The organism is Herbiconiux sp. VKM Ac-1786 (assembly GCF_015350805.1).
Lineage (GTDB): Bacteria > Actinomycetota > Actinomycetes > Actinomycetales > Microbacteriaceae > Herbiconiux.
On the sequence record NZ_JADKSG010000001.1, the window covers coordinates 491,187 to 505,458 of the forward strand.

Sequence of the window (14,272 nt, forward strand, 5' to 3'; positions counted from 1 at the left end):
AGCGCGAAGCGCGCGGCAGCACACCCGGCTGCCGCGCGCTGACGCGCTTGCCCACGATGGACATGGATGGGTTGGTCACGGCCGCATCGGTTGGGATCGACACGACCAGACCGGTTGTCTGCGGCTAGACCAAAGAGCTGCGCCAGGAGGCATGCAGCTGCGAGAAGCGTCCGTCGCCGGCGATGAGCTCCGCGGGGGTGCCGTCCTCGACGATGCGGCCCTTCTCCATCACCAGCACGCGGTCGGCGATCGAGACCGTCGACAGGCGGTGGGCGATGATGACCGCGGTGCGGTCGGCGAGCAGGGTCTGCAGCGCATCCTGAACCAGGCGCTCGCTCGGGATGTCGAGCGATGCCGTCGCCTCGTCGAGGATGAGCACCGCCGGGTCGGCGAGGAACGCCCGCGCGAACGAGATCAGCTGACGCTGCCCCGCCGAGACGCGGCCGCCACGCTTGTTGACGTCGGTCTCGTAGCCGTTCGGCAGGCCCTCGATGAAGCCGGCCGCGCCGACCGCACGCGCCGCGGCGATGATCTCGTCGCGGCTCGCGTCGGGCTTGCCGATCGCGATGTTGTCGGCGACCGTGCCCGAAAACAGGTAGGCCTCCTGGGTGACCATGACGATGGCGCGACGAAGGTCTTTCGGGTGGAGGTCTCGAAGGTCGATGCCGTCGAGCGTCACGCGACCGGCGCTGGGGTCGTAGAAGCGCGAGATCAGCTTGGCGAGCGTGGTCTTGCCCGCACCCGTCGACCCGACGAGCGCGATGGTCTGCCCGGCCGGGATGTCGAGGTCGAAGTGCGGCAGGATGGGGCGATCCGCCGTGTAGCCGAACTCGACGCCCTCGAACGCCACGTGCCCCGCGGAGTGCCAGAGGTCGACCGGCTTCTCGGGGTCGGCGACGCTCGGCCGCTCCTCGAGCACACCGGAGATCTTCTCGAGAGCCGCCGTGGCGCTCTGGTAGCCGTTGTAGAACATCGCCATGTCCTCCATCGGGTCGAAGAAGCGGCGCGTGTAGAGCACGGCGGCCAGCAGCACACCGATCTCGAGCCCGCCGTCGATCACCCGGAAGCCGCCGACGAGCAGCACGACCGCGACCGCCACGTTGCCGATCAGCACGAGTCCCGGGTCGTAGACGCCGAACAGGCGGATGACCTTCGCGTTCGACTCGCGGTAGTGCTCCACCAGCTCGCCGAACTCGTCCTCGTTGCGCTTCTCGGTGCGGAACGCCTTGACCGCGCGGATGCCCGTCATCGTCTCGACGAACTGCACGATCAACCGCGCCGACGCCACGCGGGTGCGGCGGTAGAGCCGCTGCGAGCGCAGCTGGAACCACCGCGTGAGCACGAGCAGCGGCACCAGCGAGGCGAGCAGGATGAAGCCCGACTCGACGTCGAGCAGGAACAGCGCGATCGCGGTGAAGAGCATGTACAGCACGCCCTGCACCAGCTGGTTGATGCCCGAGTCGAGCAGCTCGCGGATGGCGTCGAGGTCGCTCGTCTGCCGCGAGATGATGCGCCCCGAGGTGTAGCTCTCGTGGAACTCCAGGCTCAGCCGCTGGGTGTGCAGGAACACCCGGCGGCGCAGGTCGAACAGGATGGCCTGGCTGATGCGTGCGGAGAGGATCGTGAACCAGGCGATCAGCAGGGCTCCGGTGACGCCGGCCAGCAGGTACGCGAGGCCGGCGAGCGCGACGGGCATCCAGTCCTGCGCGAGCAGGGCGGGCAGCCCGGTGTCGATGCCGTAGGCGATGATCGACGGGCCCGCGACCTGCGAGATCGTGCTGATCACGACGACCACCACGGCGAGCGCCAGCTTGCCGCGCATCGGATGCACGAGCGAACCCAGGAGCCGAACCGACCGTGCCCGGATCTGCCGGCTCTCGGCCTTGTTCAGGTCGTCGCGCTCTTCGCCCTCGACGCCCTGCACGGACTGGTCGCTCATGAGCTCACCTCCTCGGAGAGTTCGTCGCGGGTCTCGGCCTCGAGGCTCGAGATCACGAAGCGGTAGTGCTCGCTCGTGGCGAGCAGTTCGGAGTGGGTGCCGACGGCGGTGATGCGGCCGTCCTCTAGCAGGGCGACCCGGTCGGCGAGCGCGACCGTCGACGGACGGTGCGCCACGATCAGCGCGGTCGTCGTGGCCAGCACCCGGCGGAGCGCCGCCTCGACCAGCGCCTCGGTGTCGACGTCGAGCGCCGACAGCGGGTCATCGAGCACGAGCACGCTCGGCTTGGCCGCGATCGCCCGCGCGAGCGCGAGCCGCTGCCGCTGACCGCCTGAGAGGCTGAGCCCCTCCTCGCCCACCTTGGTGTCGAGCCCGTGCGGCAGCTCGTCGACGAACGACGCCTGCGCGATGTCGAGCGCTTCGCGCAGCTCGGCGTCCGACGCGTCGGGCCGCCCGAGCAGCACGTTCTCGCGCACGGTCTTGCTGAACAGCGTGGCCTCCTCGAAGGCCATCGCCACGCGCGAGCGCAGCTCCTCCCGGGTGAGGTCGCGCACGTCGACGCCGTCGACCCGCACCGCTCCCCCGGTCACGTCGTAGAGCCGGGTGGTCAGCGCCGTCAGCGTCGACTTGCCCGAGCCGGTCAGCCCGACGAGCGCCATGGTCTCACCGGGTCGCACCATGAGCGAGACCCCGTCGACCAGGTCGGGGAACGACTCCGGGGAGTCCTGGTAGCGGAAGTGCACGTCGTCGAAGCGCAGCTCGCCGGCGCCACCCTCGATGGTCGCGGGAGTCGCCGGGTCGCGGATGGTGTTCGGCGCATCCATCACCTCGAAGAAGCGCAGCGTCGCCGTCTTGGCGTCGAGCGTCATGGCGAGGAAGTAGCCCATCGACCAGATCGGGAACAGCAGCACCGTGCCCGTGGCGAAGAACGCGACCAGCTCGCCCACCGACGACTGCCCCACCGAGGCCAGCCACACGCCGACCACGAGGCAGACCCCGAAGGCGAGGTCGGGGATGAGCGTCAGGTACAGCCAGATGCCCGCGATCGCCTTGGCCTTCTCGATCTCGGTGCCGCGCAGCTCCTCGGCCTGCGACTCGAAGCGCTTGAGCGCGTAGCGCGACCGCCCGAAGGCCTTCAGCACCCGGATGCCGTGCACCGACTCCTCGACGCTCGTCGCCAGGTCACCCGCCTGATCCTGGCTGCGGCGCGCCACCGAGGAGTACTTGCGCTCGAAGGCGAAGCCGTAGGCGATCACCGGCAGCGCGGCGGCGGCGAAGATCAGCCCCAGCACCCAGTTCATGACGATCAGGATGATCAGACCGCCGACGAGGGTCAGCACGTTCACCACCAGCAGCACCAGCCCGAACGACAACCAGCGGCGGATGAGGTTCAGGTCGCTGACGGCGCGCGACAGCAGCTGACCGCTGGGCCAGCGGTCGTGGAAGTTCACCGGCAGATCCTGCAGCTTGGCGTACAGCGCGTTGCGCATGCGCGACTCGACGTGCGTTCCCGGCGTGAGCACCAGGGCGCGGCGCAGCCCGATCAGCACGGCCTCGAGCACGCCGAGACCCAGCACGATGCCGGCCGCGACCCAGACCTGGGAGGCGTCGCCGTCGGCGAGCGGCCCGTCGACCATCCACTGCAGCACCTGCGGGATGGCGAGCGCGACGAGACTGGCGAGGAGGGACGCGACCATCGCGGTGTAGATGCGCGGCAGGGCGGCCGCCGCGTAGGGGCGCAGCCGCGCGAGCGTCGCCACCGTTCCGGCGGGCCGCGTCTCGTTCTGGTTCTGCATGTCTCGTCCTCGTCTGCTGCGCGCCGTGCTCGTGACACAACGCATCGCTGCGCGCGCTGATTCCCCCGCTCGATGGGCAGGGAAGGGATTGCCGCCCCCCCGCTCAGGGGTTCCGGCGTCGCGACAGCCTTACAGACTAGCCCCGGGGTTCGGCGGGGCGCAAGACGCAGTTCCGGGCATCCGGAATCATCGTCGACCGCGCAGAGGCGCGGCTCAGCGCACGCGCACCGAGAGGCAGGTGACGCAGCCCTCGAGCTTCTCGAACTCGGAGATGTCGACGGCGATGACGCGGTAGCCGAGCCCCTCGATCAGCCGCACCGACTCGGGCGCCGAGGCGGAGACGAGCACCGTGTCGTCGGAGAGCACCACGACGTGGGCCCCGCTCGGCTCGGGCACCTCGAGGAAGCGGTCGTAGACGAACGGGTCGTCGACGAGCGGGCGGTAGCCGATCACGGTGCCGTCGGGCAGCGCGGTGACGGTGCTCTTCAGATGCAGCGCTTTGGTGACGGGCACCGCGACAACGGAGTAGCCGCGGGGAGCGAGCAGCTTGCGCAGCTGACGGATGCCCTCGGCGTTCGTGCGGCCGCCCTTGCCGACGAAGACCGTCATGCCGACCTTGAGCACGTCGCCGCCGTCGAGGGTGCCGGGCTTCTCGATGCGGGTGACCTCGAGGCCGAGGGCGCGCACGCTCTCCTCGACCGCGGCGATCTCGCCCTCGCGTGACTCGGCGCCGGGGCTCGCGAGCACCGCGAGGGCGCCGAACATGACCACCGAGTCCTCGACGAAGACGGAGTCGGGGAGGTCGTCGGCGACGGGCACCTCGATGGGCTCCCAACCGCCGCCGGTGAGGGCGGCGACGTAGGCCTCCCACTGCTCCTCGGCGAGGTCGACGTCGACGCTCTCGCGCTCGATGTGCGTGACGATGCCGTCGGCGAGGCTCTCGGCGGGGCGCCGCACGAGCACGTACTTCTTGCGCAGCACCTCCTGCTGCTCGGTGATCGCGATGCGCGAGTGGATGCGCGGCGCCAGCAGCACGGACGCCAGAACGGCCGCGAGCACGAAGATCAGGTTGTTGCCCACCAGCGTGACCACGAGCGGGGCGATCATGTCGCCGAACGGCACGCCCGCCACCAGCGCCGAGATGCCGGTGCCGACGAGCGCGGCCACCGCGCCCGACACGACCCCCGCGATCAGCGCCGTGTACCAGCGCCGGAACGCCCCGACCAGGCCGAACACCGCCGTGAACACGAACAGCAGCAGCGTCGAGTTCAGGAAGTACTCGCTGTAGACGGGGAAGACCTGCGGGTTCTGCTGGTTGGCCACGAAGTAGGCGAGGTCGGCGACCACGATCGCGATCAGGGCCACCGCCGCAGCGGCGACGACCGACGCGATGAGCGACCGGAGGCGGAACGAAGTCATGCAGAGAACCTTAGGTGACGGAGGCTGAACGCTTTCGGCGAGCGGCCTGACTGCCGCCCGAGGCGGTGGCTAGTGGAAGAAGTGCCGCTCTCCCGTGAAGTACATGGTGACACCGGCCTTCTCGGCCGCTTCGATCACCTCGGCGTCGCGCACCGAGCCGCCCGGCTGCACGATCGCCTTCACGCCGCCGGCGATCAGGATCTCGGCCCCGTCGGCGAAGGGGAAGAACGCGTCGGACGCCGCGACCGAGCCCTCGGCGCGGTCACCGGCACGGGTGACGGCGAGGCGGCAGGAGTCGACCCGGTTGACCTGGCCCATGCCGACGCCGACCGAGGCGCCGCCGGAGGCGAGCAGGATGGCGTTCGACTTCACCGAGCGGCAGGCCTTCCAGGCGAACTCGAGGTCGGCGAGCGTCGCCGCGTCGGCGGGCTCACCGGCGGCCAGCGTCCACGACGCCGTGTCGAGGCCCTCGAAGCCGTCGGGGGTCTGCGCGAGGAAGCCGCCCGAGATCTGGCGCAACTCGAGCGCCTCACGCCCGAAGCCCTCGGGCAGCGTGAGCAGACGGAGGTTCTTCTTGGTCTTCAGCACCTCGAGCGCCTCGCCCTCGAAGGCGGGGGCGATGAGCACCTCGGTGAAGATGTCCTTCACCGACTCGGCCATGGCGAGGGTGACGGTGCGGTTCGCCGCGATGACGCCGCCGAACGCCGAGAGCGGGTCGCAGGCGTGCGCATTGGCGTGGGCGTTGGCGATCGGGTCGGGCGCGCTCGCGTCGGCGACCGCGATGCCGCACGGGTTCGCGTGCTTGATGATCGCGACGGCCGGCTCGGCGAAGTCGTAGGCGGCGCGCACGGCGGCGTCGGCGTCGACGTAGTTGTTGAACGACATCTCCTTGCCGTGCAGCTGGGTCGCCTGGGCGATGCCGTGTCCGTCCTCGAGCGCGTAGACGGCTGCCTGCTGGTGGGAGTTCTCGCCGTAGCGGAGGGTGGAGGCCTTCGCCGCCGAGACGTGGAGGGTGTCGGGGAAGCCCGGCTGAGCATCCGTCGCCGTCTCGCTCTGCTCGGCCTGTTCGGCCTCGGCCAGGGCCTCGCTCGCGCCGCCGCCCAGCTGCTCGGCGAACCAGGCCGCCACCGCGGTGTCGTAGGAGGCGGTGTGCGCGAAGGCGTCGGCGGCGAGCGCGCGACGCAGCGACAGGGTGGTGCCGTCGGTCGCCGCGGCGGCGATGACGTCGTCGTAGCGGTTCGGCGAGACCACGATGGCGACGTTGGCGAAGTTCTTCGCCGAGGCGCGCACGAGGGCGGGGCCGCCGATGTCGATCTGCTCGATCACGGTGTCGGGAGCGGCGCCCGAGGCGACCGTCTCGCGGAACGGGTAGAGGTTCACCACGACGAGGTCGAACGGCCGGATGCCCAGCTCGTCGAGCTGGTGCCGGTGCGACTCGAGCCGCAGATCGGCGAGGATGCCCGCGTGCACGCCCGGGTGCAGGGTCTTCACCCGGCCGTCGAGCGACTCGGGGAAGCCCGTGATCTCGCTCACCTCGGTGACCGCGACGCCCTCGGCCGCGATGGCCTTGGCGGTGGAGCCGGTCGAGACGATCTCGACGCCCGAGGCGGCGAGCGCGCCCACCAGGTCGGCGAGTCCGGTCTTGTCGCTGACCGAGATCAGTGCCCGGCGCACCGGGACGGTGTCGCGGTGGCTGTAGAGGCTCGGGTCGTGCTGCGGTCCGCTCATCGTGCTGCTGTCTCCTCGAGATCGACTCGTGCGGTGGCGATATCGAGCACGGCCTGCACCAGCAGCTCGCGTTCGACGGTCTTGATGCGTTCGTGCAGGGTGTGCTCGGTGTCGCCCGGCCGCACGGCGACCTCGCGCTGCACGATCACGGGCCCGGTGTCGACGCCCTCGTCGATCACGTGCACGGTGACCCCCGTGACCTGGGCGCCGGCGGCGAGCGCGTCGCGCACGGCATGGGCGCCGGGGAAGGCGGGCAGCAGGGCGGGGTGGGTGTTGATCAGCCGCGGGGTGAGGGCGGCGACGACCCCGGGCGGCAGGATGCGCATGAAGCCGGCGCACACCACGAGGTCGGGCTGCCAGCGCTCGATCTGCTCGAGCAGCTCCTCACCCCAAGCGGCACGGTTCTCGAACGAGGAGGGGATGACGGTGAACGTCGGAACGCCGAACTCCTCGGCGTGGGCCAGCCCCGGGGCGTCGGTGTCGGCGCCGACGGCGATGACGTGCGCGGGGTAGTCGGCCGAGCGGCAGGCCTCGAGCAGGGCCCTGAGGTTGGAGCCCCCTCCGGAGATCAGAACCAGGAGGGAGAGCACGGTCACAGTGTATCGGCAGGCGGGCGGGCGGCGCGTGCCGTCTTGTCGGTGGTGCCGGGGCGCGCGGCGGTGGCCCCGGGGCGCCCTGCGGTGGTGCCAGGGCGCCAGGACGCCCCGCCGAGCAGGCCGAGCAGCAGCGCCAGGGTGAGCTCGACGAACGCCCAGAGCAGCACGGCTCCCGGGTCGGCGCCGACGTCGGCGAGACGTCCGGGCCCGGCCGCTCCCCCGGCCCACAGGGTCAGCAGGGCCAGGATGCCCGCCCCCACCAGTCCCCCACCGGCCGACGTCGCGGCGAGCCGCACGATCCGGCCGCGCGGGCTCGACCCGCGCACGTGGTCGAGGTACACCGGCCGCAGCAGGGCCGCGGTGGCGAAGCCGATCACGATCGGCACCAGCAGGCCGACGAACGCGAACACCGGCGTGCTCTCGGGGAGGGCGCCGAACACCGGCAGCGAGGGCACGAGCCCGAGCTGGGTGCCCAACGGCGACACCGAGCTGCCGGTGCCGAGCGCGAAGCCGGGGCCGACGAACCACGCCGCGGTCCACAGCACGATGTTCGGCAGCAGCGCCAGCTGACCGAGCGTCAGCGTCACTCCGCCCAGGATGCCCGCCTGCAGGCTCTCGTACAGCCCCACGATCGAGCTGAAGTTGACCACCAGCACAACGGCCATCGCCAGCGCGGCGAAGCCGACGACGCCCGCGGCCGCGATGGTGCCGGCCCGCAGGGCGAGCGCGGCGAGCGCCCGGTCGCCGGCGTCGACGCGGTCGACGAGCCGGGCGAGCGCCTGCCGCGGCGCCGAGCCCTGCGCGAGCTCGAGCGAGGCGACCCGCCGCTGCGCGGTGGCGTAGCCGAGCGCGAGGCCGATGGCCCACACCCCGGCGGGGAAGAGGATGCTCTGCGGCACCGAGGGCAGCGCCGCCGCGTCACGGGCGCTCAGCGAGACCAGAAGGGCGAGGGCGGCCACCGAGACGACACCGACCGTCGCTCCCGTGAGCGGGTACGGCGTCTGACCGAGCCGGCGGCCGGAGCGCAGCCCGAGCAGCACCGTAACCACCGCGAGTCCGAGCGGAGCGATGCCGATCTCGAACGGCAGTTCGGCCCCGGCGACGCCGAGTCTCAGCGCCAGCGCCGGGTCGATCGTGAGCAGCAGGTCGACGCCGTTGCCGAGCAGCCAGAGGTCGCCGGACGCGCGCCAGAACGCGAGCCAGTCGACGGCGAGACCGAACTGGGCGGCCCAGAGGATCGTCAGCGGGATGAGCGGGATGCCCACCCCGATGGCTACGGCGATGACCGCGTCGAGGGCGGCGAGGAGGGCGGTGGCTGGGCGATTCATGCGGAGCCGAGCCTACCGGCAGGGTCGGCCGATCAGCTGACGACGCTCAGTGGAAGACGGCTTTGAGCACGATCACGGCGACGCCCAGCAGGGCCGTCGCCATGCCGCCCGCGAGGCAGGAGTACCAGCGGGCGCCGCGCTCGACGAACGCGAGCAATCCGAGCAGGAAGAGCACGATCACGCCCACGAACAGCGACGCCAGGTAGGCCGACACCTCGTCGACGACCCCGATGGCGCCGAGGCCCAGCACCCCGACCGGCACCACCGCTGCGAGCAGCAGCCCGGTCGAGTGGGTGAGCGCGCGGCCGAGCGCCTCGCCGACGCCGATCTGGGTGTCGCCCCGGCGGCCGTGGTGGGCCACCGTGAAGGCGAAGACGTGGGCGAGCCAGAACACGAGCACCGTGCTCGCGACGCCGACCATCAGGTCGAAGTCGCTCTCGCCGTCGTCGACCACCACGATCAGGGCACTCACGATGATGGTGCCGTAGATCGACTCGGGGGTGACCAGTTCGTGGCGCAGGCGTCGTCGCAGCGACAATCGGGCGGCGGGAGCATCCGTCGTCGCGTCGTGGTCGGTCACGGCCGGCCTCCTCATCGCCTCGGGGTCGTTGTGCACATTCTGGCAGGTCGGCGGGGACGACGACGGCCCGCCCCCGGGAAGGGACGGGCCGTCGTGCAGGGGGCTCGTGGCTAGAGGGCCGCGTAGACCTCGCGCAGCAGTGCCGCGGTCTCGCTCGGGGTCTTGCCGACGCGCACGCCGGCGGCCTCGAGGGCCTCCTTCTTCGCCTGGGCGGTGCCGGCCGAACCGGACACGATGGCGCCCGCGTGGCCCATCGTCTTGCCCTCGGGAGCCGTGAAGCCCGCGACGTAGCCGACGACCGGCTTGGTGACGTTGGCCTTGATGAAGTCGGCCGCGCGCTCCTCGGCGTCGCCGCCGATCTCGCCGATCATCACGATCGCCTTGGTCTCGGGGTCGGCCTCGAACGCGGCGAGCGCGTCGATGTGCGTCGTGCCGATGATGGGGTCGCCGCCGATGCCGATGGCGGTCGAGAAGCCCAGGTCACGCAGCTCGTACATCATCTGGTAGGTCAGCGTGCCCGACTTCGACACGAGGCCGATCGGGCCCTTGCCGGTGATGTTCGCCGGGGTGATGCCGACCAGCGACTCGCCGGGCGTGATGATGCCGGGGCAGTTCGGGCCGATGATGCGGGTCGTATTGCCCTTCTGCTTGGCGTAGGCCCAGGCCTCGGCCGAGTCCTGCACCGGGATGCCCTCGGTGATCACGACGAGCAGCGGGATCTCGGCGTCGATGGCCTCGATGATCGCGTCCTTCGAGAAGGCCGGGGGCACGAACGCGATCGACACGTCGGCGCCGGTGGCCTCGATGGCCTCCTTCACCGTGGCGAAGACCGGCAGCTCGACGGCGTTGCCGTCCTTGTCGGTGTGGTTGACGACGGTGCCGGCCTTGCGGGCGTTGACACCGCCGACGACCTGGGTGCCGGCCTTCAGCATGAGGGCGGTGTGCTTGGTGCCCTCACCGCCGGTGATGCCCTGCACGATGACCTTGGAATCCTTGTTCAGAAAAATCGACATGTCTCTCGTCCTCTACTTCGCTCGCCGCTTACTTGCTCGCCGCAGCGGCCAGCTCGGCGGCCTTGTCGGCGCCGTCGTCCATCGTCAGGGCCAGGGTCACCAGCGGGTGCGCGGCCTTCTCGAGGATGGCGCGGCCCTCCTCGACCTTGTTGCCGTCGAGCCGCACCACGAGCGGCTTGGTCGCCGTGTCGCCGAGCACCTCGAGGGCGCCGACGATGCCGTTGGCCACCGCGTCGCACGCGGTGATGCCGCCGAAGACGTTCACGAACACGCTCTTGACCTGCTCGTCGCCGAGGATGACGTCGAGCCCGTTGGCCATCACCTGGGCCGAGGCTCCGCCGCCGATGTCGAGGAAGTTCGCCGGCTTCACGCCGTCGTGCTTCTCACCCGCATAGCTCACCACGTCGAGCGTCGACATCACGAGGCCCGCGCCGTTGCCGATCACGCCGACCTGGCCGTCGAGCTTGACGTAGTTGAGGCCGAGCTTCTTGGCCTTGGCCTCGAGCGGGTCGGCCGCCTCGGCGTCTTCGAGGGCCTCGTGGCCCGGGTGACGGAAGTCGGCGTTCTCGTCGAGGCTCACCTTGCCGTCGAGCGCGATGATCTCGTCCTCCTCGGTGAGCACCAGCGGGTTCACCTCGACCAGCGTGGCGTCCTCGCCCTTGTAGACCTCCCACAGCTTCACGAACACGGGGGCGACCTTGTCGACCAGCTCGGCCGGGAAGTTCGCCTGCACGGCGATCGCCTTCGCGGTCTCGAGGTCGATGCCCGCGATGGGGTCGACCTCGATGCGGGCGAGCGCCTCGGGGCGCTCGACGGCGAGCTGCTCGATCTCCATGCCGCCCTCGTAGCTCGTCAGCGAGAGGTAGGAGCGGTTGGCTCGGTCGAGCAGCACCGAGAAGTAGAACTCCTCGGCGATCCGGGCGCCACCGGCGATCATGACGCGCTTGACCACGTGGCCCTTGATGTCGAGGCCGAGGATGGCCTTCGCCGCCTCTTCGGCCTCGTCGGGCGTCTTCGCCACCTTGACGCCGCCGGCCTTGCCGCGACCGCCGACCTTGACCTGGGCCTTGACGACGGTGACGCCGCCGAGCTTCTCGGCCGCCGCGCGCACCTCCTCAGGGGTGTCGGCGACGATTCCGGGGAGCACGGGCACGCCGTAGCTCTCGAAGAGGTCTCTGGCCTGGTATTCGAATAGATCCACGCTGGTCTTCCAATCCGTTCAACTCGTCGTCCTGGCAGTCACTCAGGACATGACTCACGGCGCGACGGAGGGCAAGTTCCGCTTCGTCGCTCCGGACACCACCTAGAACATTACCCCCGCCCGCCGACGCTCTCCTTCGTGGGCCGTCGCGGTGCCCGCTTGGGGCCTCCCGTCCTGCACAGCCTCCTGCACTGTCTCCTGCCGCCCGGGGTTCTCCACAGATCCCGCCCCCGGCCTCGGGCTCCGGATGCCCGCCCGGCACGCTGGCCGCATGAACCCACGCCTCCGCCTCCTCTCGTTCCTCCTCGCCACCGCCCTCCTGGCGCTCGGCGGCCTCCTGGCCGCCGGCCCCGCCCTCGCGGCCCGGGCCGTCGCCCATGGCCAGGGGGTGATGTGGGCGGGCGACCACGCGTCGTGGATCGGGTCATACGACCTCGACGACGGCACGACGGGCTACTGCCTCGACGTCGAGAAGCCGCAGCCGGCCGGCACCGACGTCACCTACGTCGACGGCTCGACGACCGGCCGGTACTCGGCGGCCGACTCCGCCCGGCTCGCGTACATCTCGCGCAACTTCGGCTCGCCGGCCGACCCGCTGTCGGCGGCGTCGGCGCAGCTGGCGACCTGGACGGTCGCGGGCCTCGGCGGCCACGACCAGGCCTACTTCGCCCGACGGGCCAACGACTCGGCGGCCGACGTCGTGATCGCGGCGAACCACATCCTGTCCCGGGCCGACGAGCCGGGCGGCGCCTCCACCGGCGTCACGGCATCGGTCGCACTCGACCTCGAGGGGCCGGGCGGCTCGGTGCGCTCGGAGCTCGTCGTCGACTACCTCGCCGGCCGCGCCACCGTGCCCGCCGGCTCCTTCCCCGGACGGTTCACGCTGACCGGGGCCACCTTCGACGACGGCAGCCGCACCCGCACGGTGCCGAACGGCACCTCGGCCGCGATCCTGCCGGCGCAGCAGGGCACGACCGAGACGGTCTCGGTCACCGTCGAGTACCGCGAGCTCCCGTTCGGCCCGGGCTTCCGTCTGGGGCAGAACACCGGCCCGAGCCAGAGCCTGCTCGTCGATCGCCCTTACCCGCGCGACGCCCGCGCGAACACCCGCGCCACCGCCCCGAGCGAGCTGCCGTTCGCACCCCGCGTGCAGACCCGAACCAGCGCCGCCGTCGTTCAGCCCGGAGACCTGCTGACCGACGCCCTCCACCTCTCCACCCACCCCTCCTCTCCGGCGGGCCCCGACTGGGGCGTCTACACGAGCCCCGACGGCACCCTGGCCCCCATCCCGGTCACCATCACGAGCGTCCTCCACGGCCCCTTCCCCGTCCCTCCCGTCGAGGCCGAGGCCCCACCCGCCGGAGGTCCCGTCGTCTGCACGGTCGAGACCCTCGCAGCAGCCGGACCGCGCCGCTACGACTCCCCGCCCTGCACCGTCCCGTCCCCCGGCTTCTACGTCTGGACCGACTCCATCGACCCCTCCCGCACCCCACCCGCCCACGGCGGCACCCGCCTCCGCCCCTGGGCCTCCCCCTTCGGCGCCGCCCCCGAAACCACCCTCGCCCCGGCGTCCCCCACCCTCACCACCACGGTCACCCCCAGGACCGGCCCGGCTCCCATCACCGCGACCCCCACCACCGGGCCCGCCCGCCCCACCTCCTCGACGCTGCCCCGCCCCGGCCCTCACGACCTGGACGCTCTCTCCTCCACGAATGCCATCGCTCTCCCCGATACCGGCTCCGTCGTCTCCGTGGTCGCGCCGTCCTGCATCGCCGACACGCTCCACATCGAGGGCCTTCCCGCCGGAATCGAGCCGATCGAGGTGCGCTCCACGCTGCTGGGACCGCTCCCGAAGCTGCCCGAGCTCGAGTCGGTCCCGGACGACTGGGGCGACTTCCCGGTCGCCGGACGCACCACGACGTCCGTCTCCGCCGACGGCGATCACCCCTCCGCCTGCCTCCCCGTGACGAAGCCCGGCCACTACTACTTCGTCACCGAGTCCGACGGCTCCACCCCCGCCACGCTGCCCGCCGACACCGCCGAGCCGACGTCAGACGTCGATGACGAGCCCACCTCCGCCCCCGGCCCGACGGGTGGGACCGTCGACGGCGAGCACGCCTCCACCCCCGCACCGACGGGTGAGACCGTCGACGGCGAGTACCCCTCAGCCGCCCGACCGACGGGTGGAACCGTCGACGGCGAGTCCGTCGAGGCATCGCTGGTGCCGGCGTTCGCCGATCACCGCGTTCATGCCTCGGAAGCCATCTCCCTCACCGCGCCACCGCTGGCTCCCCCGGCCGCCACCCCGCCGCCCACGGCCCCGACTCCGCCAGCCCCGACTTCCCCGGCTCCACCGGCGGCGACCGGCCGCCTTCCGCTTACCGGCGCACCGGCCGGACCCACCGCGATGGCCACCGCCACGGCGGTCGGCGCACTCATCCTCGGCCTGGCCCTGGCCGGCCTCGCGGGCGCCACCATCCCCACCCGCCGACGCCGGGGTTGACGCCGACCGCCCCTCGCGTCGCATGCGGCGCGCGCCCCAGCACGGACGTGCAGCTCACCAATGGTCGAGTCGTGGGGCGTACACCGCCGATGAAACGGCCCCGCCGCTCACCTCGGTGACGCGGCGGGGCCAGGCGCGCCCGCCACGATCGACCGCGGGGCGAGACGCG

10 protein-coding genes are annotated in these 14,272 nt (G+C 71.6%); 1 reads left to right on the top strand and 9 read right to left on the bottom strand.

From position 1 onward, the window contains the following. Nucleotides 1-124: 124 nt before the first annotated feature. The 9 genes from ITJ64_RS02395 to sucC form a co-directional block, all read right to left on the bottom strand. On the bottom strand, nucleotides 125-1,939 hold the full coding sequence (locus ITJ64_RS02395) for an ABC transporter ATP-binding protein (RefSeq protein ID WP_194679222.1): 1,815 nt from the start codon (nucleotides 1,937-1,939) through the stop codon (nucleotides 125-127). Then, nucleotides 1,936-3,735, bottom strand: a complete 1,800-nt coding sequence (locus ITJ64_RS02400) for an ABC transporter ATP-binding protein (protein WP_194679223.1) — start codon at nucleotides 3,733-3,735, stop codon at nucleotides 1,936-1,938. Before ITJ64_RS02400 ends, ITJ64_RS02395 begins: the two co-directional genes overlap by 4 nt. Nucleotides 3,736-3,948: 213 nt before the next feature. After that, on the bottom strand, nucleotides 3,949-5,154 hold the full coding sequence (gene ddaH, locus ITJ64_RS19180) for a dimethylargininase (RefSeq protein WP_194679224.1): 1,206 nt from the start codon (nucleotides 5,152-5,154) through the stop codon (nucleotides 3,949-3,951). A 69-nt stretch (nucleotides 5,155-5,223) separates the two neighbouring features. Beyond that, on the bottom strand, nucleotides 5,224-6,882 hold the full coding sequence (gene purH, locus ITJ64_RS02410; RefSeq protein ID WP_194679225.1) for a bifunctional phosphoribosylaminoimidazolecarboxamide formyltransferase/IMP cyclohydrolase: 1,659 nt from the start codon (nucleotides 6,880-6,882) through the stop codon (nucleotides 5,224-5,226). Beyond that, nucleotides 6,879-7,472, bottom strand: coding sequence for a phosphoribosylglycinamide formyltransferase (gene purN / locus ITJ64_RS02415; RefSeq protein ID WP_194679226.1), 594 nt, complete (start codon nucleotides 7,470-7,472; stop codon nucleotides 6,879-6,881). The genes purH and purN overlap by 4 nt, the downstream gene beginning before the upstream one ends. A gap of 2 nt (nucleotides 7,473-7,474) precedes the next feature. Beyond that, entirely contained in the window at nucleotides 7,475-8,806 is a 1,332-nt protein-coding gene (locus tag ITJ64_RS02420; protein ID WP_194679227.1) for a DUF6350 family protein, read from the bottom strand. A 46-nt stretch (nucleotides 8,807-8,852) separates the two neighbouring features. Continuing rightward, nucleotides 8,853-9,386, bottom strand: a complete 534-nt coding sequence (locus ITJ64_RS02425; protein WP_194679228.1) for a hypothetical protein — start codon at nucleotides 9,384-9,386, stop codon at nucleotides 8,853-8,855. Between the two features lie 110 nt (nucleotides 9,387-9,496). Beyond that, nucleotides 9,497-10,399 (bottom strand): succinate--CoA ligase subunit alpha, encoded by a 903-nt coding sequence (sucD, locus tag ITJ64_RS02430; protein WP_194679229.1) that lies wholly within the window; start codon nucleotides 10,397-10,399, stop codon nucleotides 9,497-9,499. Between the two features lie 28 nt (nucleotides 10,400-10,427). Then, the gene (gene sucC / locus ITJ64_RS02435; RefSeq protein ID WP_194679230.1) at nucleotides 10,428-11,600 is read right to left on the bottom strand and encodes an ADP-forming succinate--CoA ligase subunit beta; all 1,173 of its coding nucleotides are present in this window, start codon (nucleotides 11,598-11,600) and stop codon (nucleotides 10,428-10,430) included. A gap of 271 nt (nucleotides 11,601-11,871) precedes the next feature. On the opposite strand from sucC, the gene ITJ64_RS02440 reads away from it, so the two are divergent. Next, on the top strand, nucleotides 11,872-14,103 hold the full coding sequence (locus ITJ64_RS02440) for a hypothetical protein (protein WP_194679231.1): 2,232 nt from the start codon (nucleotides 11,872-11,874) through the stop codon (nucleotides 14,101-14,103). The last annotated feature ends 169 nt before the right edge of the window (nucleotides 14,104-14,272 follow it).

What these genes read in the sequence shown, in the direction of transcription:
- ITJ64_RS02395 (WP_194679222.1), bottom strand. Translation starts at nt 1,939, where the DNA reads ATGAGCGACCAGTCCGTGCAGGGCGTCGAGGGCGAAGAGCGCGACGAC.
- ITJ64_RS02400 (WP_194679223.1), bottom strand. Translation starts at nt 3,735, where the DNA reads ATGCAGAACCAGAACGAGACGCGGCCCGCCGGAACGGTGGCGACGCTC.
- ddaH (WP_194679224.1), bottom strand. Translation starts at nt 5,154, where the DNA reads ATGACTTCGTTCCGCCTCCGGTCGCTCATCGCGTCGGTCGTCGCCGCT.
- purH (WP_194679225.1), bottom strand. Translation starts at nt 6,882, where the DNA reads ATGAGCGGACCGCAGCACGACCCGAGCCTCTACAGCCACCGCGACACC.
- ITJ64_RS02420 (WP_194679227.1), bottom strand. Translation starts at nt 8,806, where the DNA reads ATGAATCGCCCAGCCACCGCCCTCCTCGCCGCCCTCGACGCGGTCATC.
- sucD (WP_194679229.1), bottom strand. Translation starts at nt 10,399, where the DNA reads ATGTCGATTTTTCTGAACAAGGATTCCAAGGTCATCGTGCAGGGCATC.
- ITJ64_RS02440 (WP_194679231.1), top strand. Translation starts at nt 11,872, where the DNA reads ATGAACCCACGCCTCCGCCTCCTCTCGTTCCTCCTCGCCACCGCCCTC.